The sequence below is a fragment of the Collinsella sp. CLA-ER-H3 genome (genome assembly GCF_040092425.1).
In the GTDB taxonomy this organism is placed as follows: Bacteria; Actinomycetota; Coriobacteriia; order Coriobacteriales; family Coriobacteriaceae; genus Collinsella.
This window is the reverse complement of the sequence record NZ_JBBNLP010000012.1, coordinates 1-17,328: the sequence shown is the minus strand read 5'-3', so window position 1 is coordinate 17,328 and position 17,328 is coordinate 1. Positions and strand designations below refer to the sequence as shown.

General features: G+C 60.5%; 19 protein-coding genes. 4 read left to right on the top strand and 15 right to left on the bottom strand.

Translation table 11 applies throughout. The features are described from left to right. Positions 1–2: 2 nt before the first annotated feature. The 9 genes from rpmD to yqeB form a co-directional block, all read right to left on the bottom strand. Positions 3–185: a 50S ribosomal protein L30 gene (gene rpmD / locus AAAX32_RS09280; RefSeq protein WP_006235266.1), complete on the bottom strand. Its 183-nt coding sequence runs from the start codon at positions 183–185 to the stop codon at positions 3–5. 2 nt (positions 186–187) lie between these two features. Beyond that, on the bottom strand, positions 188–712 hold the full coding sequence (gene rpsE / locus AAAX32_RS09275; protein ID WP_006235265.1) for a 30S ribosomal protein S5: 525 nt from the start codon (positions 710–712) through the stop codon (positions 188–190). 14 nt (positions 713–726) lie between these two features. Then, entirely contained in the window at positions 727–1,095 is a 369-nt protein-coding gene (gene rplR, locus AAAX32_RS09270; protein ID WP_055252235.1) for a 50S ribosomal protein L18, read from the bottom strand. Positions 1,096–1,170: 75 nt separating this feature from the next. After that, positions 1,171–1,707 carry a 50S ribosomal protein L6 gene (rplF, locus tag AAAX32_RS09265; RefSeq protein ID WP_006235263.1) on the bottom strand — a complete coding sequence of 179 codons (537 nt, stop codon included), beginning with the start codon at positions 1,705–1,707 and terminating at the stop codon, positions 1,171–1,173. Positions 1,708–1,740: 33 nt separating this feature from the next. Continuing rightward, a complete protein-coding gene (gene rpsH / locus AAAX32_RS09260; RefSeq protein ID WP_006235262.1) occupies positions 1,741–2,139 on the bottom strand; it encodes a 30S ribosomal protein S8 in 399 nt (132 codons plus the stop codon). 119 nt (positions 2,140–2,258) lie between these two features. After that, complete coding sequence (locus tag AAAX32_RS09255; protein ID WP_022094280.1) at positions 2,259–2,444, bottom strand: type Z 30S ribosomal protein S14; 186 nt, start codon at positions 2,442–2,444, stop codon at positions 2,259–2,261. Positions 2,445–2,523: 79 nt separating this feature from the next. Next, the gene (gene rplE, locus AAAX32_RS09250; protein ID WP_006235260.1) at positions 2,524–3,081 is read right to left on the bottom strand and encodes a 50S ribosomal protein L5; all 558 of its coding nucleotides are present in this window, start codon (positions 3,079–3,081) and stop codon (positions 2,524–2,526) included. 311 nt (positions 3,082–3,392) lie between these two features. Then, positions 3,393–4,436: an XdhC family protein gene (locus AAAX32_RS09245; protein ID WP_347479571.1), complete on the bottom strand. Its 1,044-nt coding sequence runs from the start codon at positions 4,434–4,436 to the stop codon at positions 3,393–3,395. A 9-nt stretch (positions 4,437–4,445) separates the two neighbouring features. Beyond that, entirely contained in the window at positions 4,446–5,240 is a 795-nt protein-coding gene (yqeB, locus tag AAAX32_RS09240; protein ID WP_217108048.1) for a selenium-dependent molybdenum cofactor biosynthesis protein YqeB, read from the bottom strand. A 102-nt stretch (positions 5,241–5,342) separates the two neighbouring features. Between yqeB and yqeC the strand changes: the two genes are divergently transcribed. Continuing rightward, the gene (yqeC, locus tag AAAX32_RS09235) at positions 5,343–6,077 is read left to right on the top strand and encodes a selenium cofactor biosynthesis protein YqeC (protein ID WP_217108049.1); all 735 of its coding nucleotides are present in this window, start codon (positions 5,343–5,345) and stop codon (positions 6,075–6,077) included. A gap of 109 nt (positions 6,078–6,186) precedes the next feature. Here the strand turns inward: yqeC and hydA are convergent, their stop codons facing one another. The 5 genes from hydA to dpaL all read right to left on the bottom strand — a co-directional run bounded on the left by hydA (position 6,187) and on the right by dpaL (position 12,407). Further along, positions 6,187–7,554 (bottom strand): dihydropyrimidinase, encoded by a 1,368-nt coding sequence (gene hydA, locus AAAX32_RS09230; RefSeq protein WP_217108050.1) that lies wholly within the window; start codon positions 7,552–7,554, stop codon positions 6,187–6,189. Between the two features lie 9 nt (positions 7,555–7,563). Continuing rightward, a complete protein-coding gene (locus AAAX32_RS09225; protein WP_217108051.1) occupies positions 7,564–8,178 on the bottom strand; it encodes a nucleotidyltransferase family protein in 615 nt (204 codons plus the stop codon). 150 nt (positions 8,179–8,328) lie between these two features. Continuing rightward, positions 8,329–9,531 carry a knotted carbamoyltransferase YgeW gene (gene ygeW / locus AAAX32_RS09220; RefSeq protein WP_055287465.1) on the bottom strand — a complete coding sequence of 401 codons (1,203 nt, stop codon included), beginning with the start codon at positions 9,529–9,531 and terminating at the stop codon, positions 8,329–8,331. A gap of 201 nt (positions 9,532–9,732) precedes the next feature. Then, on the bottom strand, positions 9,733–11,118 hold the full coding sequence (locus tag AAAX32_RS09215; RefSeq protein WP_055252228.1) for a YgeY family selenium metabolism-linked hydrolase: 1,386 nt from the start codon (positions 11,116–11,118) through the stop codon (positions 9,733–9,735). 74 nt (positions 11,119–11,192) lie between these two features. Next, on the bottom strand, positions 11,193–12,407 hold the full coding sequence (gene dpaL / locus AAAX32_RS09210) for a diaminopropionate ammonia-lyase (RefSeq protein ID WP_349100643.1): 1,215 nt from the start codon (positions 12,405–12,407) through the stop codon (positions 11,193–11,195). 277 nt (positions 12,408–12,684) lie between these two features. Here dpaL and AAAX32_RS09205 point away from each other — a divergent pair, with 277 nt between their 5' ends. The 3 genes from AAAX32_RS09205 (at position 12,685) to AAAX32_RS09195 (ending at position 14,855) form a co-directional block, all read left to right on the top strand. Further along, complete coding sequence (locus tag AAAX32_RS09205; RefSeq protein WP_040359230.1) at positions 12,685–13,338, top strand: helix-turn-helix transcriptional regulator; 654 nt, start codon at positions 12,685–12,687, stop codon at positions 13,336–13,338. 123 nt (positions 13,339–13,461) lie between these two features. Continuing rightward, positions 13,462–14,424: a hypothetical protein gene (locus AAAX32_RS09200; RefSeq protein ID WP_161156949.1), complete on the top strand. Its 963-nt coding sequence runs from the start codon at positions 13,462–13,464 to the stop codon at positions 14,422–14,424. Between the two features lie 158 nt (positions 14,425–14,582). Continuing rightward, positions 14,583–14,855 (top strand): hypothetical protein, encoded by a 273-nt coding sequence (locus AAAX32_RS09195; RefSeq protein ID WP_147293056.1) that lies wholly within the window; start codon positions 14,583–14,585, stop codon positions 14,853–14,855. A 67-nt stretch (positions 14,856–14,922) separates the two neighbouring features. Here AAAX32_RS09195 and AAAX32_RS09190 read toward each other — a convergent pair whose 3' ends face one another. Further along, positions 14,923–17,046, bottom strand: a complete 2,124-nt coding sequence (locus AAAX32_RS09190) for a DUF262 and DUF1524 domain-containing protein (protein ID WP_006235248.1) — start codon at positions 17,044–17,046, stop codon at positions 14,923–14,925. Positions 17,047–17,328: the final 282 nt, after the last annotated feature.

Below are 17,328 nucleotides of genomic sequence, written 5' to 3'. Positions count from 1 at the left end.
TGCTACTCCTCTACAATCTCGACAAGGTGCTTGACCTTGAAGATCATGCCGCGGACGGACTCGTTGTCAGCAATCTCGCGAACCTCGCGGATCCTGTGGAGACCGAGGGCACGGACAGTACGGACCTGGTCCTGCTTGCAACCGTTGGTGCTGCGGACCTGCTTGATCTTGATGGTGTCAGCCATGCTTAGTTCTCCTTACCGACGAACATCTCGGAGACCGTCAGGCCACGGCGAGCCGCGACGTCCTCAGGGCTGGAGAGCTCCTTGAGGCCCTCGACGGCAGCCTTGATGATGTTGAGGCCGTTGTCGGTACCGAGGGACTTGGACAGGACGTTCTTGATGCCAGCAAGCTCAAAGAGGGGACGCACAGCGCCGCCGGCGATAACGCCGGTACCCTCGACAGCGGGCTTGATGATGATGCGGCCGGCACCAAAGTGGCCGAGAACCTCGTGCGGGATGGTGCCCTGCTCGGTCACCGGCACGTGGAACATGTTCTTCTTGGCATCGAGAGATGCCTTGGAGATGGCCATGGGCACCTCAGCGGACTTGCCCATGCCAACGCCAACGTTGCCCTTGCCGTCGCCAACGACGACGAGAGCGACGAGGCTCATGCGACGACCACCCTTGACGGTCTTCGACACGCGGTTGATGTAAACGACGCGCTCCTCGAACTCGGAGGCCTCGCGCTGCTGCTTCTGATTACGAGCCATGTGCTACATACCTCCTAGAACTCGAGACCGGCGGCACGAGCACCGTCGGCGAGGGCCTTGACGCGGCCATGGTAGATACGGCCACCACGATCGAAGGCGACCTTGGTGATGCCGGCCTCGATGGCGCGCTTGCCAACGAGCTGACCGACCTTCTCCGCAGCCTCCTTGTTCGAGGTGTGGGTGCCCTTGAACTCGGCCTCGAGGGTCGAGGCAGAGACGAGCGTCAGGCTGGAGCCCTTGCTGTCGTCGATGATCTGGGCATAGATGTTGGCGTTAGTACGGGTCACGCGAAGACGCGGACGCTCGGCGGTACCCGAGACCTTGCCGCGAACACGACGCTGACGACGCTTGAGGCCTTCCAGCTTCGCCTTATGCTTGTTCATACGTAAACTCCTAAAAAGGTTGATCTTGCCAGCACCTGACGGGGTGCTGGTCTTATGCGAGTGAGTCGGTTACGACTACTTGGCGGCCTTACCCAGCTTGCGGCGGATGTGCTCGCCAACATAGTGGATACCCTTGCCCTTGTAAGGCTCGGGAGGACGATGACCGCGGATCTCAGCGGCGATCTGACCGACCTGCTGCTTGTTGATACCCTTGACGTTCACGTGGGTGTTGTCGGGAACCTCGAAGGTAATGCCCTCGGGAGCCTCGACGATCACGGGGTGCGAGAAGCCCAGGGAGAACTCGAGGTTCTTACCCTTCTGCTGCACGCGGTAACCGACGCCGGCGAGCTCGAGCTTCTTCTCGAAGCCCTCGGAAACGCCGACAACCATGTTGTGGATGAGGGCGCGGGTGAGGCCGTGGCGGGCACGGGTCTCACGCTCGTCGTCGGGACGGGAAACGGTGAGGACGTTGTCCTCGACGTTGATAGCGAGCTTCTCAAAGACATCGAGCTCGAGCTGGCCCTTGGGGCCCTTGACGACAACGTTGTTGCCGTTGACTGCCACTTCGACTCCGGCGGGAATCTGGACAGGCTTATTACCGATACGAGACACGGTGATCTCCTTTCCTTCTACCTACCGAGCGAATTACCAGACGTAAGCGATGATCTCGCCGCCGACGTTGTGCTTGCGAGCATCGCGGTCGGTCATGACGCCATGGCTGGTGGAAATAATGGCGGTACCAAGGCCACCGCGGACGCGGGGCATGTCGGCAACGCCGGTGTACTTACGCAGGCCCGGCTTGGAAATGCGGCGGATGCCGTTGATGACCTTAGCCTTCTTGGGACCATACTTAAGCGTGATGTGCAGAGTCTTCTGGGGAACGGTGTCCTCGACATCGTAGCCCTCGATGTAGCCCTCCTCGTGCAGAACACGAGCGATCTCGACGAGCTTCTTGCTGCTCGGCATGGAGACCGTGGCCTTGTTCACAGAGTTAGCGTTACGGATGCGCGTAAGCATATCTGCGATCGGGTCTGTAAGGTTCATACAGATTCTCCTTCGTTCTTGATGAACACGTGCTCTTGGTTCTTCGCCGCCCTTAACGGCAAAGCCTAACTAGCGCGTTTTCCCTGTTCCAAACGGATGCTTGAAACGCTGGTAGTGACTTACCAGCTGGCCTTCTTAACGCCGGGAAGCTCGCCCTTGAGTGCAAGCTCACGGAAGCAGACACGGCACAGGCCGAACTTGCGGTACACAGAGTGCGGACGGCCGCAGCGCTGGCAGCGCGTGTACTCACGAGTAGAGAACTTCTGCTTGCGATTGCACTTGACGATCATCGATGTCTTAGCCACTTATATCCTCCTCACATAGAGTATTGTTCGCCCCAAGCGCCGCTCCCTTGTGGAAACGGCGCTTTTAGGGCAGGTGAACCTATTTCTTGAACGGGAAACCGAAGGCGTCCAGAAGGGCCTTGGCCTCCTCATCGGTGTTGGCGGTGGTCACGAAAGTGATGTCCATACCACGCTGGTGATCGACGGAATCGAAGTCGATCTCGGGGAAGATGAGCTGCTCGGTGACGCCCATGGAGAAGTTACCACGGCCGTCGAAGCTCTTGGCGGAGATGCCGCGGAAGTCGCGGATACGGGGGATCGCGACGGAGGTCAGACGATCGAAGAACTCCCACATACGGTCGCCACGCAGGGTAACCTTGCAGCCGATCGGCATACCAGCGCGCAGGCGGAAGGTAGCGATGGACTTACGGGCACGGGTGATCATCGGCTGCTGGCCGGTGATGGCGCGCAGGTCGCGCACGGCACCGTCGATGGCCTTGGAATCGGTAGCGGCCTCGCCGACACCCATGTTCACGACGATCTTCTCAAACTTGGGGATCATCATGACGTTCTCGTACTGGAACTTGTCCTGAAGCTGCTGCTTGACCTCGTTGTTGTACTTGGTCTTCAGACGCGGCACATACTTCTCTTCTGCCATTGTTCACTCCTTCTTGGGGTTTTAAGCACGGGGCGTGGCCACGGTGGGTTGTCCTCGTGCCTCCTGACTGCATCCGCACCGCTCATGGCATTTTGCGGTTTGGACTCGACGCAGCAGGAGCCGACAAAACAATCGGTACTATACGCGTATTGGGTGCGTATTTCCAGAAAAACCTCGTCTGCCTGCACAACTCCACAACTCCCCCGCACAAATGGATCCCAAAAAGCAGTTGCGGTGAAATAGGGACTGTTTGGCGGCCTAAACGGCTTAAACAGTCCGTATTTCACCGCAACTTATTGGTGGGGATGCGATTAGCGCTTGCGGGGGACGAGTTTGGTGCGGCGCAGGTGGATCATCTCGGCGGCGATGGAGATGGCGATCTCATCGGGGTCCTCGGCCTCGATGGCAACGCCGATCGGAAGGTGCAGCTCGTCGATCTGGTCCTGCGTAAAGCCTTCCTGCTCCAGGCGGGCACGCACAAAGGCCGTCTTGCGGCGCGAGCCCAGACAGCCCAGGTAGGCAGGCTTGGCGCGCATGGCCTGAATCACCACGTCGATATCGGACTTGTGACCCGCCGTGGCGACGACCACCAGGTCGCGCGGGCCGATGGGGCACAGCTCGCTCAGGTTCTTGTAATCGACCAAGCGACGATCGTAGACACCGGGCACCCAATCGGGGGTCAGCGTGCCGGGGCGGTCGTCGCACGCCACGACGGCAAAGCCCGCCGCCGTGAGCACCCGCGCCGTCGCGGCGCCCACGTGGCCGCAGCCAAAGATATAGGTCAGGCCCTCGGGGCAGAGCGTCTCGATGTGCGCGGGAGGAATCTCGGAGGCGGCGTTTGTATAGGTAACCTTACTCCCCTCCTCCACCAGCGAAAGCCCGGGGCAACCCGCAATGGTGCGGCGCGATTCCTCGCCATGGTATTCAGTAGCGTCGCTTTCGAGCGCGCTTGCGATAAACGGCTCAAAGTCGATGACGAAGTCGCCGATACGTCGATACGTCAAGACGTCGGCAATTTCCTGGAACAACTGTGCCTGGATCGCATCCAGATGCAGATAGCACAGGCAGATGGCTCCGCCGCAGATCATACCGGTATCGGAGTTCTCGCCGCCCATGGTGTAGCGGACCAGACGCGATTGCCCCGCGGCCAGCAGCTCTCGCGCCTCGTCCAGCGCAAAAAGCTCGATCTTGCCGCCGCCGATGGTGCCCGCCTGGCTACCGTCGGCAAAGACGGCCATCCAGGCGCCCACGCCGCGCGGCGACGACCCCGCCGTGCCGGCCACGACCACGAGCTCGCACGTCTCGCCAGCACGCAGGGCGACAAGCGCCGCATTCACAACATCGAGCTTTTCCATTGCCGCCTTCTATCCTCTAAAGATATCGGTGAGCATAGCGAGTGCCTCGAGCACGCCGCCGCCGACCGACGTCGCCTTGTCCGAAATGTAGTTGATATAGCTGGCATCGCCGCGCGGATCGACATCGGCGCATTTAAAGCCCTCGGTCACCTGCACGCCGTTCGCCAAAAGCCCGCGCAGACAGCCATCGATCTGCGTGCACATGGGCGAATCGCCCGCGTAGCCAATCACGTCTCCGGCGCTCACGATGTCGCCGATCGCGCGGTCGGACCGAAACACGCCGGCGGCGGGGCTGTGGATAACGCGCTCTCTGCCATAGCCAGCGATAATGCCCGGCACGCCCGTGTTGGGTTGGGGCGAACCCTGGGTAATGACACGGCCCAGGAAATGCCCGCGCATGGTTTCGACCACGGCGTCGCAGTCAACCGGCGCGGTAAAGCCCGGCCCCACGGCGATGACGGCAGGCGCCATGTCGCGCGTGGTACCCAGGTTGCGCTTAGCCAGAATCGCGTCGACCACGGCAGCGGGTTTCAGCTCGCCGAGCATCTTGGCCTGAGGGTCCACCACGACGGCAACATCCCCCGCTTGGGTAATCTCGAGCGCCTCTGCCGGCGTCTGCGCCAAGCGAGCGCGAATGCCCTCGACCTGGACCTCGCCCAGGCGAATAGCCTCGCAAAAACTGATTGTGCGGCGGATGCACGTGGGAACCGCGATATCGGCCATAACGACCGACACGCCGGCGCGCACCAAGCGAGCGGCGACACCCGTGGCGATATCGCCGGCGCCGCGAACATAAACGAGCATTCCCGGGGCACCTCCCTGTGCTACGGTTTGAGCAGAGCAAAAGCGGTTCGACCGCTACTCTGATGATTATTTATTATCACAGTATTATACGGCGGTGAACAGATGGAAACGGTTAGCGGCAATCTTGCCTCGGCGCTCAGGATCGAGCCGGGCATTACCGCGATTATCGGCAGCGGTGGCAAGTCGACCTTGCTGAAGGCGCTGGGTCTCGAGCTCATGCGCGCTGGCGGCAGGGTGCTCCTCTGCACCACCACGCGCATGTTCCCCGTCGCCGGCGTGCCATGGGACGGGTCGAGCCGTCGCCTGGACGCCGCGCCTTGGAAGCCAGGTGCCCCACACGCCCCAGGCTGCACCTGCGAGGCCTGCGCGGGGCTTGTGCGGGGAAGCATCTGCCAGGCAGGCGTCTTGGACCCCCAGACGGGCAAGCTCTCCTCCCCTGCCGAGCCGCTCGACCAGCTGGCGCAGCGCTTTGACTACGTCCTGGCCGAGGCGGACGGCAGCAAGCGGCTCCCGCTCAAGGCGCACGCCCCGTGGGAGCCGGTCGTTCCCGCCGGCACGGCCAACGTCATCTGGCTCGTCGGAGCCTCGGGACTCAGCAAGCCCATCAACGAAGCCGTCCACCGCCCTGAGCTCTTTTGCGAGCGTTGCGGCTGCGAGCTCACCGACATCGCCACGCCCGAGCGCGTCGCCCAGGTGCTCAATTCCGAGATGCAGGCGCTTAAACTCAGCACCGCACGCGTCATGCTCAACCAAGTCGACACGCTCAGCGACCCCACGATGGCCGACCGCTTCGAGGCAGCCCTCGGCCGCCCCCTCATCGCCACCAGCCTCAAGTAGCCGGCCCCATCTCGTCAGTTGCGGTGAAATACGGACTGTTTGGCCGTATGACGGCCGCAAACAGTCCGTATTTCACCGCAACTGCGGAGGGGACATGGCATCTTTGCTGCTAGCGAGGCACGTAGCGACCGGGCTGGGCTCCGGTGGGCTCGCCATCGCGCGCCACCAGCACGCCGTTCACAAACACGGCCTTGGCGCGGCCATGTGCCTCAAAGCCCTCGAGCGGCGTGTAGTCCACGGCCTGATGCTGTGTCGCGGCGCTGATCGTCCAACGCGCGCACGGATCCCACACGCACACGTCGGCATCGGAGCCCTCGGCAAGACAGCCCTTGCGCGGATACATGCCAAACACGCGCGCCGGGTTCTCGCTCATCAAACGGCACAGATCCTCGGGACCCAGCTGTCCCTCAAAGCTCGTAGCGATCGCGACGGGGCGATGCTCCACACCGGGCCCGCCGTTGGGAATCGCGCGGAAGTCGTCGCGCCCGCGGTCCTTTTGCCCGTGCAGGTTAAAGCTGCAATGATCGGTCGCAATAGTATCGATCTCGCCGTCCACAAGCGCCTCGCGCAGGGCTGCACGGTCGCCGGCATGGCGCAGCGGCGGGCTCATCACGTACTTGGCACCCGCAAAGCCGTCCTCGCCCTGCTCCAAGTAGCAAGTATCGTCGAGCATCAGATACTGAGGGCAGGTCTCGACATAGATGTTCTTCTGCCCGCGCGCTTTGGCAGCGCGAATGGCCTCGAGCCCCAGCCTGGTCGAAAGGTGCACCACGTTGACCGGAGCGTCCCCGGCCAAGTGCGCCAGATACAGCAGACGGCTCACGGCCTCGGCCTCGCACACATCCGGACGGCTGAGCGCATGGCCCTCGGGCCCGTGGATGCCCTGCTCAAACACGCGCTTCTGCAGCTCATTCACCAGCGTACCGTTCTCGCAATGCACGCACAGTATGCCGCCAATACGCTTGAGCTCCTCGAGCACCTCGAGCGTCTCGGCATCGTCCAGGCGCAGATGATCGTAGGCAAAGTAGGTCTTGAACGACGATACGCCCGCCTCGCGCATGGCCGAAAGATCGGCGCGGTTGCGCTCGTTCCACTCGGCGAGTGCCATATGAAAAGCGTAGTTTGCCGTGCAGGTGCCGTCGGCGCGGTGGTGCCACTCGGCAAGGGCATCGGGCATGGTCACGCCGCGGTCGGCCGTGGCGTAGTCCACGATGGTCGTGGTGCCACCGCAGGCAGCCGCGCGCGTGCCGGTCTCAAAGCTATCGGCTGTCCAATCCATGCCGGTCCAGCACTGCATGTGCGTGTGGCCGTCGATAAAGCCCGGGAACACCCAACAGTCTGTGGCGTCCTGGACGGTATCGTCCTCGCCCGGCTCAATCGCCGCGGCAATCCGCACAATCTTGTCGCCCTCCATGGCAAGATCGGCGCGGCGAAGCCCCCGAGGCGTCACGAGCGCGCCGTTTTTGATGATGATCATAATTGCTCCTTATTGATTGATGCAGTTGGCCACGCGATCAAAATACGAGCAGGCGGCGATATGCTCCGTTATGCGTTGCTGTCCCTTGGCGGTATCGACGTCCCACAGCTCGTAGGCACGCGCCTCGACCAGCACCACGTCGGTACGGTCCTTGAGGATCGAACCGCCGCCGTCCTTGCCCTCAAGACACATGAGTGCATCGAACAGTTCCGCCGGAAAGAGCACCGGGCTCGAAGGCTCACCGTTGCACGCAAGACGCACCGGATGCTTGCGGCCACACTCGTCAAATGCACGAACCATAGCCTCAAAAGAATCCGAACTCACGAGCGGCTGGTCGCCCGGCAAAAAGAGGCAACCTTTCCAGTTGCGTTCGACTCCCCACGAAAGGCCCGCACGGACGCTTTCGCTGCGCAGCTCGCCATCGTGCAGCACGCACGGGCAATGCTTGTCCTCGCAAATCTGGGCGACCTCGGGCCAACGCGTCGAAACCACGACGTCAAAGCCCCGGGGAACCGAATCGATGGTCCGGGCAATCAGCGGCTCGCCATAGATATCGGCAAGCATCTTGTTAGAGCCAAACCGCTTGCCCTCGCCCGAAGCCATAATGACGCATCCAAGTTTCATGGTGATACCTCCCCTGAAACCATCGTACCCATAACTCGCGCCGCGGGCATCCACATCGAAAGCGCTTATCCCGCACGCCCACGATGCAAAAAGGGGGCACCCCGCCGGTTGGCAGAGCGCCCCCTTTACATGGCTTACCTCAGCCCGGCTTTAGGCCTGGAGCCAACGGGCGGTGTTACGCTCGTCGAGGGCCTTGAGGGTAGCGGCGGGATCGGCAACCTTCTGCAGGAACATCATGGCAGCGATGGCGTACGGCTTGTAGCTGGCCTCCTTGTACATGCCCACGCGGTGCATGTCGAAGACGTCGGCGTTAACCTCGCCGTGCTCGCAGGAGACACCGGAGATGTCGGCGGGCAGCGGGTGCATAAAGATGGTGTCCTGGCCGTTGGCGGTCTTCTCCATGAGCTCGGTCGTGGAGCACCAATCCTGATGCGTAGCGTTCTGGGCGAGCAGTTCCTTCTCGAGCGCTGCGATGCCGGCGTCGTCGCCCTCGGCGTACAGGTTGGTGCGCTTCTCCATGGCGGCAAACGGAGCCCAGCTCTTGGGGATCACGATGTCGGCGCCCTCGAAGGCCTCGGCCATGGTGTTGACCTGCTTAAAGGTGGTGCCGGACTCGGCGGCGTAGCCCTTGGCGCGCTCGACGACCTCGGGCATGAGGTCGTAGCCCTCGGGGTGGGCCAGGGTGACGTCCATGCCAAAGCGGGGCAGCAGGCTGATCAGCGACTGCGGGCAGGACAGCGGCTTGCCGTAAGAGGGCGAATAGGCCCAGGTGACGGCAACCTTCTTGCCCTTGAGGTTCTCGAGGCCGCCAAACTCGTTGATGAGGTAGAGCATGTCGGCAGAGGACTGCGTGGGGTGGTCGGAATCGGACTGCAGGGAGATGAGCGTGGGACGGTGATCCAGAACGCCGTCCTCGTAGGCCTGCTGCACGGACTCGGAGACCTCGGCCATGTAGGCGTCGCCCTTGCCGATGTACATGTCGTCGCGGATGCCGATGACGTCGGCCATGAAGGAGATCATGGTAGCGGTCTCGCGGACGGTCTCGCCGTGGGCGATCTGGGACTTCTTCTCGTCCAGGTCCTGCAGCTCAAGGCCGAGCAGGTTGGCGGCCTTAGAGAAGGAGAAGCGCGTACGGGTGGAGTTGTCGCGGAACAGGGAGACGGCCAGGCCCGAGTCGAAAATCTTGGACGAAACGTTGTTCTCGCGCAGCTCGCGCAGGGCGTCGGCGACGATGTAGAGAGCCTTGAGCTCATCGGTGGTCTTGTCCCAGGTGTGCAGGAAATCGCTGCCGTACATACCCTTAAAATCGAGGCCGTTCAGTTGCTCGACGAGCTCGGTAAACTTAGCGTCCATGGAAATGTCCTTTCTAAAGATGAAACGATCGCAATGAGTAGATGTGTTCCGGCATGCGCGTGTGGCTAGAACATGCAGAGCACCATGACGAGGACCCGCCACCGTTGAGGAAGCATGGGAGATAACGACCGCGGGCCCCAAGTCAACAGGGGGTGCCGGGGACACGAGCGGCCCCCGGCTCAACAAAATCGAGGAATGGGACTAATCGATCTTGTTGTTGGTCAGACCGGCGCGGAACACGGTGGCATCGCCATCGGCCTGGCTCGGATCGTAGAGGTTCAGGGCAGCCACGTACATGGCGGCAGCGGTGACCAGGTCGTCCTTGTAGGTGACCTCGTTGGGAGCGTGAGCCTGAGACTCGGCACCCGGGCCAAAGCCCACGCAGGGGATGCCGTAGCGGCCCTGGATGGAAACGCAGTTCGTGGAGAAGGTCCACTTGTCGCACAGCGGGCGACCGGTGCGCTTGTCCATGCTGGGCTCGCAGCCGATGCGCTCGTCACCAAACATGGCCTTGTGGGCGTCGACGAGGGCCTTGACGTGCGGAGCGGTCTCCTTGTTGATCCACGTGGGGAAGTAAGCCTCGGTCTCGTAGACCTCGCCGGTCCAGGACGGACGGTCGTACATGTACATGGAGACCTTCACGTCGTCGCCGTACTTCTTGGCGGCCGGCAGGTTGCGGATCTCGTCCAGGCAGGACTCCCAGGTCTCACCGGCGGTCATGCGACGGTCGATGGAGATGGCGCAGGAGTCAGCGACAGCGCAGCGACTGGGACTGGTGTAGAAGATCTGGCTGACGGTGCAGGTGCCGCGGCCCAGGAAGCGGGCATCCTCGAAGTGCTCGGGGTTGTACTTGGGGTCGAGCATCTTGACGAGACCCTTGATGTCGGTCGACTCGTCGCAGCCGTTGTTGTTGAGAGCGCGGACGTCGGCGATGATGTCGGCCATCTTGTAGATGGCGTTGTCGCCGCGGTCGGGAGCGGAGCCGTGGCAGGAGGTGCCGTGAACGTCGACGCGGATCTCCATGCGGCCGCGGTGACCGCGATAGATGCCGCCGTCGGTGGGCTCGGTGGAAATGACGAACTCGGGCTTAATGCCGTCCTTGTTGTAGATGTACTGCCAGCACATGCCGTCGCAGTCCTCTTCCTGGACGGTGCCGACGACCATGATCTTGTAACCCTCGGGGATGAGGCCCATGTCCTTCATCATCTTGGCAGCGTAGGTAGCGGAAGCCATGCCGCCCTCCTGGTCAGAGCCGCCGCGGCCGTAGATGATCTCGTCGGTCTCGTAGCCCTCATAGGGATCGGCGTCCCAGTTCTCAATGTTGCCGATGCCGACGGTGTCGATGTGGGAGTCGATGGCGATGATCTTGTCGCCCTCGCCCATAAAGCCCATGACGTTGCCCAGGCCGTCGACCTTGACCTCGTCATAGCCAAGGCTCTCCATCTCGGCCTTGATGCAGGCAACAACCTCACCCTCCTCGCAGGACTCAGAGGGATGGCTAATCATTGCGCGAAGAAAACGCGTCATATCAGCACGGTGGGACTCAGCAGCAGCCTTGATAGCGTCGAAATCGAGTTCTTTAGCCATTGTTCATAACCTTTCAAACGAAGGAATCTACCTGTGAGGTGGCGGAGCGATACCTATTTACTCCGCCCCAACGATTAGCAAGTGGGATATTCGCCTTCCCAAACAATGCGGCGATACTGGTCGGGATCGGTGTCGCCCTCGGTGGAGAAGCAGAGCACGGAGCTCGTCTTGTCCAGGCCGATGAGCTCCTTGAGCTCGGCGTACTCGGGATCGAGCATGAGGGTCTCGACCAGGCCGGTGGTCACAGCGCCGGACTCGCCGGAGATGACGCGCGGGTCGCCCTTCTCGGGAGCGCCCAGGGTGCGCATGCCGCGAGCGGTGACCCAGTCGGGGCAGGACACGAAGGCGGTGGTGTGGTTGCGCAGGATATCCCAGCCCAGGATGTTGGGTTCGCCGCAGCACAGGCCGGCCATGATGGAGGGCATGTCGCCGTCCACGATGCGCGGATCGCCGTCGCCGGCGGCAGCGCCCTTGTACAGGCAGGCGGCAGGCGCGCACTCAACCACGACGAAGGTGGGCGGGTTATCGGGATACAGGTTGGTGAAGTAGCCCACCACGGCGCCGGCGAGCGAACCCACGCCAGCCTGGACAAACACGTGCGTCGGGCGGTTGATGGCCATCTCGCGCAGCTGCTCGGCAGCCTCGGAAGCCATGGTGCCGTAACCCTCCATGATCCAGGACGGGATCTTCTCGTAGCCCTCCCAGGCGGTGTCCTGAACGATGACGCCGCGCTCGCAGGCGTCGGCCTCGGCGGCGGCCATGCGCACGCACTCGTCGTAGTTGACCTCTTCAATGGTCACCGTGGCGCCCTCGGCGGCAATGTTATCGAAGCGGGGTTTGGTGGAACCCTTGGGCATGTGCACGACAGCCTTCTGGCCCAGCTTGTTGGCAGCCCATGCCACGCCGCGGCCATGGTTGCCGTCGGTGGCGGTAAAGAAGGTAGCCTGGCCAAAGTCCTCGGCCAGCTGATCGGAGGTCAGGTAATCGAAGGTGCAGTCGGCAACGTCCTTGCCGGTCTCGTCGGCAATGTAGTTGGCCATGGCAAACGAGCCGCCCAGGACCTTAAAGGCGTTGAGGCCAAAGCGATAGCTCTCGTCCTTAACGCACAGGTTGGACAGGCCCAGGCGCGCGGCCTGGCCGTCCAGGCGGGCAAGCGGAGTGACGGTGTACTGAGGGAACGACTGGTGGAAGGCACGGGCCTTCTTCACGTGGTCGAGACTCATGATTCCCAAGCGCTTGTCATCGCTCTTGGGCATCGTGTTGCCCGCCCACTGGATCTTATCGGCCATACGGTGAACTCCTTAAGTCCTCTCTTGCCGGCCCCCGCATACGCGTTTCAGCCCGATCCCATTCACACGGCTGAACTTTTATGTGGATGCCAAACAAAAAGTTTGTTAGTAATGTTCTATCACACTTTTTGATTGGTATACCTAACGAATTGTTTGTTGCCGCAATCGGTACTTTTTCGCCGCCGAACGGTCATGAATTGCCTTGTTGATGGATTTGTTTGCGGTCATGTGTGGTTTATGGCACAGTGAGCCCAAACTAATTTTTAGGAAGGCACCTATGACCCCCGCACAGATTGAGTTTTATAAGCGCCTTGCACACGGCCTGGCGCTCCAATTTGGCCCCAACTGCGAAATCGTCGTCCACGATCTGGAGACCGATGACGTGGACCACTCCATCGTAGTGATTGAAAACGGCCACGTCAGCGGGCGCAAACTGGGTGACGGCCCCAGCCATATCGTGTTTGAGTCCATGCACGAGGGCGCCACCGATGTACACGACCGCGAGCCGTACCTCACTAAAACCACCGACGGTAAGCTGCTCAAATCGTCGACGATCTTTATCCGCAACGACGAGGGCAAGCCCGTCGGCATTTTGGGCATCAACTTTGACATTACGCTTATGAAGGCTTTTGAGCGTTCGCTCGACGCCTTTACCGGCACCGGCGGCACGGGCTATACCGAGCCCGAGCCCATTACCAAGAACATCGGCGACCTGCTCGAGGACCTGCTGCACGAGTGCGAGCAGTTTGTGGGCAAGCCCGCGGCACTCATGACCAAAGACGAGCGCATTCGTGCCATTGGCTACCTCGACCGTCGCGGCGCCTTCCTCATTTCCAAGTCGAGCGAGCGCGCCTGCGAGTTCTTTGGCATCTCCAAGTACAGCTTCTATAGCTACCTCAATGAGGCCAAGGCGGCGGCCGGCGACAAGTAGGCACTCGCCTGGATTGCCCCTCCCCTTTTGGGCGCGAGTTCTGGAAAGCACGAATCCAAGACCGAGCCGCTTGGGAAGTTCCATATAATCGATGTCATTAGTATTTCGAAAGGATGGAACAGAATGGCGTTGAGCAAGGCATCATGCACCGGTCGCGGATTGATTCCGGCAATTGGTGGACATGTGCACCGCATGTTCGATGAGAGTGAAGACGACCTGTTTTCGCTGAGCCTTGACGACGTGATGGATGATCGCCCGTGGACCGCCGACGAACTCATGGGCGGCGGGGCTCGCCCGTCAAGTCCCAATCCCGCACTTGCGCCTAAGCCCGCATCTGCGCCGACGCCCGCGCCTACGCCCGCACCCACTTCGGCGCCCACGACCGCTCCCCGCCCCGCAAGCGACCCGTCCGAGACGGCGGCATTTCTCGCTGCGGCGACGCAGGGCAAATCGGCCGACAGCACCGTTATGTACAACGCCCAGCAGTTGCCCGTTCCTGCGGCACGCAAGCCTCCGGTCACAAGGCTCGATGAGCCCGTTGCCCATCAGGTTGCCTACGATTCCTGGGCTGCAACCGATCTGGATGAGACCTCTACCGGCATGCCGGCGCTCGACGTTCCAGTTAACCCGCTTTTTGCCGCCAACACGAGCGCCGCGGACTATGAGGGCGGTGCGGCATATTCCGATTATTCCGATGGCTATGCTGGCAACGGTCGCATCGAGACCGAGAACTATGGCACCGCATCGAGCGATTATCTCAACGATCCGTACGCCGCCACGCCTGCACCGGAATATGACCCGGAGGCCGCGTCCGCGCCGGCGTATACCAAAAGCACGGGCGAAGAGCGCTTTGCCGATTATTACGCCGAGGAAAAGGCGCTGCGTTTCTCGGAATTTCCGCAGGCAGTCAAGGTTGCCTTTATCGCCATTATCATTGCCCTGCTCGGTGTCATTGCGTTTGAGGGGTTCCAGCTGTTCCGCGGCCCCACCCAAGCGGAGTCGGAGACCCAGCAAAAAGAGAACGATAACCAGTACCTGGACATCAACACCCTCAAGGGCGACCCCAACGACGGAGACGACGAGTAGCGAGAGCTGAAGGCGGCCGCAGGATCCCGCATCCAGCACCGGCTTCTAAGTGCTGTTTTGTCATCCAGCTACACTTTTCCGAAGTTTTAAGGTGCCTATTTCGACACTTTTCCGGATTTTATACTCTGTCCCTCCAGATGCGCTTTACGGTGCAGGCGTTGGAAGAAGGGCCATGTGCCGCTGGCGGCCCACATGTTCTGCAGATCAAGCTGCTCGGAGACGGCTCGCGCGAGCCGTCCAGCTGGAAGCTTTTTGCCGACGGTGCGTGCGTTGCGGACGGATCCGGCGCCTTTGCCCGCGAGTGCTTCTGCGAGGGCGCCGAGGTGTTCCTGGACCTGTGTCGCGACGCCGTGCACGCGGCCGAGCTGCACCAGTGGAGCCAGAGGGAGTACGAGCTGCTGAGCGCGGCGCGCGGGATTGCGGGGGTGTAGGTGGGCAGATAAGCCATCGGCAATTCCGAGATGGCAAGGGCCGGGAATTAGATTCCCGGCCTTTAACCTAGCACTGCTTTATAAGATCGAGCACCGCGGGAATGTCATCGGCATTACGAAGAGCAACATAGGTCGGTAGGCCTGGGCCAAATCCACCCTGCGTACGTTTGTCCTGGCACATGTCCTCTGGATCAATTAGGTCATCCACGCTCTTTGCCAGGCCGACGGCAATCCAGCCACCGTTGCTGGTCCTACCTTCTAACACGGCATGCAGTTTTCGCTTGCCCGACCTGAAGCCTACATAGTACTTGGCTATGTAGGACTCCCACGAAGGGTTACCACTCAGAACGGACTCGCGCACCTCATCGAAAAGCTTCTGGTTGAGCCCACCTTCGGCAAAGGTGGGGTGGTTCTCATGCAGAGTCCAGACAGGAGCCTCGTCAGGCTCCCCACGAGAAGGACGGTACTTGTCGACGACGTCTGCCGGAAGGTCGGGATACTTCCATATCTCGCACGCTTCTTTCGCCAGCTCGTCCGCGCGCTGCCCAATCTCTTCCTCACCCCATTTTTCATGCGAGACAATCGATTTGTTTAGGTAGAGCGGGCTGCACTTAAATCCGACGTCAGGCAGATTGAGCTTGTCCGAGAACGACCGGTTTGAGTACTCCTGGTTGTAGCCCGTCAGCGTAAGATTTCCCAAGTTGTTGCACAGCCTGTCGTGGACGTCTTCCCAGTTCTCACCAAGCGATTCCTTCCAGCCGTGCTCATCATCAATCGTCTGGGGCATGATGTGCTCGATCTGGTAATCGTCGGCTGAGATGGACTCCTTCGGGTGGTGCCAGTTCTCCATGCGTTCCAGGTAATAGCGCTTTTTAGAGAAGCGGTTGTAGCAGTCACGCGCCTTAAACTCCTCGACAAAATGCTCGTCTGTCGGAAAGTATGCGGTCATACCGCTGCTGTGGATAAGGAGCATCGCCGTAACGTACTCCTCGATATCGTCCTGCTGCTCGAGATTGCGATACATGCCGGCAAAGAAATTATTTAGGCCCGTGGTAAGTCTGCCGCAAACCGCTCGCCTGAACAGAAACGACTCGATAGTCTCGCAGATACGTAAAAACGCATTGCGGTCTAGTCCATTCCCCTCGTAAACCGAATAAAGCAACATTAAGAGGGGCCTTATCTGCTTCACGTCGAGGCTTACGATTCTGCCGAACACTCGGCGCAGTCCGTCGTCCTTCTCCTTACCAAGGAACAGACTGGCGTATCTATGTGCATACCCGCGCAGCTCCTTAAGCAGGCCCTCGGTGTCACCATCGTAGTCGTCGGCGAAATAGCGCTTAAACTCGTAGTAGGCCTCGTTCTCCTTCGGCATCCTATTGGGAACTTTAAGCCACAGCCAGTACCAGATAAATGCATTGAACTCGTCCTCGCCGCCTTTTCCGAACAAGCACTCGAGTGGATGCCAATAACCCTCATAAAGCTTGGTCTGTTCGTCGTTGGGAAGCGACATTAGAACGTAGTTACGGATGAGGTCAATGGGCGTGAGCGGCTTGCCCTTGGAGTTCATGGACTCAAATATGAGCTGGGCATTATCAACGCCAGCGGTGAGCTTAGTGTCGATGACCTGCACGCGGTTTAGCCCCGCCCAAAGCCTTGCCGGGTCAAATGATTTACCACGCATCTTCTCGCGGAAGAACGCATGGTTCTCGACAATCCGATCCGATTTTTCATCTGGCACGGGAGCCCCAGACACGATGGAGAACAGCGTCTCTTTATCGTCCTGCGAGAGCACCAGCTTGTAGCGTGCCAGACCGTTGTAGTCGTCATCGTTAAAGAGGTAATTTTTCCTCAGCGCCGAGATTTTGAGGTCGCCAAGGAAGCCAGCCTTGTCGGGGTTGCTCTCCAAATAGTCAGCCAAAGCTGCAATCATCAACGAAAACGTCGTCATGCGCTGCTGTCCGTCAATCAGAAGCACGCGCGAAATGCTCGTGGCAGAGCTCTCGGACTCGGGGATATAAAGCATTGACCCCACGAAGTGCGATACGCCATCACGACCCGCTCGCATGACGTCATCCCAAAGCACCTCGCACTCTTTTACACTCCACGAGTAAACTCGCTGGTACACGGGAATGACAAACTGCATCTTCGCCACGCCCATAAGGTCGAGCAGATTCGCCTCGGTTGCTTTCATTTACGCTTGTCCCCTTTCTTGTTTACGCCGCTTGCGGTCAGTCCCCCACTGAACGAAAGACGCTAAAGACCAGAGCATCGAAGCGCTGGAGCAACCGGGATGCTCGTCTCACTAGATTTTACAACGCTTGTCGCGAATACAGTTGAAAGCCAATCCGGTTCCGATGGCTCCCCCTATGAGAAGCACGTGGACACTAAGGGACGCGTTCTGAGCGACAAGTGCATCGCGGACGAGGTTCCGTTTGGGATTCCGGAAAGCTGGGCCTGGGCGAGATTTAGTGAA

Bases quoted from the DNA above. Each gene is read 5' to 3' on its own strand.
- hydA (WP_217108050.1), bottom strand. From the start codon at position 7,554: ATGATCATCATCAAAAACGGCGCGCTCGTGACGCCTCGGGGGCTTCGC.
- rpmD (WP_006235266.1), bottom strand. From the start codon at position 185: ATGGCTGACACCATCAAGATCAAGCAGGTCCGCAGCACCAACGGTTGC.
- AAAX32_RS09225 (WP_217108051.1), bottom strand. From the start codon at position 8,178: ATGAAACTTGGATGCGTCATTATGGCTTCGGGCGAGGGCAAGCGGTTT.
- yqeC (WP_217108049.1), top strand. From the start codon at position 5,343: ATGGAAACGGTTAGCGGCAATCTTGCCTCGGCGCTCAGGATCGAGCCG.
- rpsE (WP_006235265.1), bottom strand. From the start codon at position 712: ATGGCTCGTAATCAGAAGCAGCAGCGCGAGGCCTCCGAGTTCGAGGAG.
- rpsH (WP_006235262.1), bottom strand. From the start codon at position 2,139: ATGAACCTTACAGACCCGATCGCAGATATGCTTACGCGCATCCGTAAC.
- rplE (WP_006235260.1), bottom strand. From the start codon at position 3,081: ATGGCAGAAGAGAAGTATGTGCCGCGTCTGAAGACCAAGTACAACAAC.
- rplR (WP_055252235.1), bottom strand. From the start codon at position 1,095: ATGAACAAGCATAAGGCGAAGCTGGAAGGCCTCAAGCGTCGTCAGCGT.
- dpaL (WP_349100643.1), bottom strand. From the start codon at position 12,407: ATGGCCGATAAGATCCAGTGGGCGGGCAACACGATGCCCAAGAGCGAT.
- AAAX32_RS09245 (WP_347479571.1), bottom strand. From the start codon at position 4,436: ATGGAAAAGCTCGATGTTGTGAATGCGGCGCTTGTCGCCCTGCGTGCT.
- AAAX32_RS09205 (WP_040359230.1), top strand. From the start codon at position 12,685: ATGACCCCCGCACAGATTGAGTTTTATAAGCGCCTTGCACACGGCCTG.
- yqeB (WP_217108048.1), bottom strand. From the start codon at position 5,240: ATGCTCGTTTATGTTCGCGGCGCCGGCGATATCGCCACGGGTGTCGCC.
- AAAX32_RS09200 (WP_161156949.1), top strand. From the start codon at position 13,462: ATGGCGTTGAGCAAGGCATCATGCACCGGTCGCGGATTGATTCCGGCA.
- AAAX32_RS09190 (WP_006235248.1), bottom strand. From the start codon at position 17,046: ATGAAAGCAACCGAGGCGAATCTGCTCGACCTTATGGGCGTGGCGAAG.
- AAAX32_RS09215 (WP_055252228.1), bottom strand. From the start codon at position 11,118: ATGGCTAAAGAACTCGATTTCGACGCTATCAAGGCTGCTGCTGAGTCC.
- ygeW (WP_055287465.1), bottom strand. From the start codon at position 9,531: ATGGACGCTAAGTTTACCGAGCTCGTCGAGCAACTGAACGGCCTCGAT.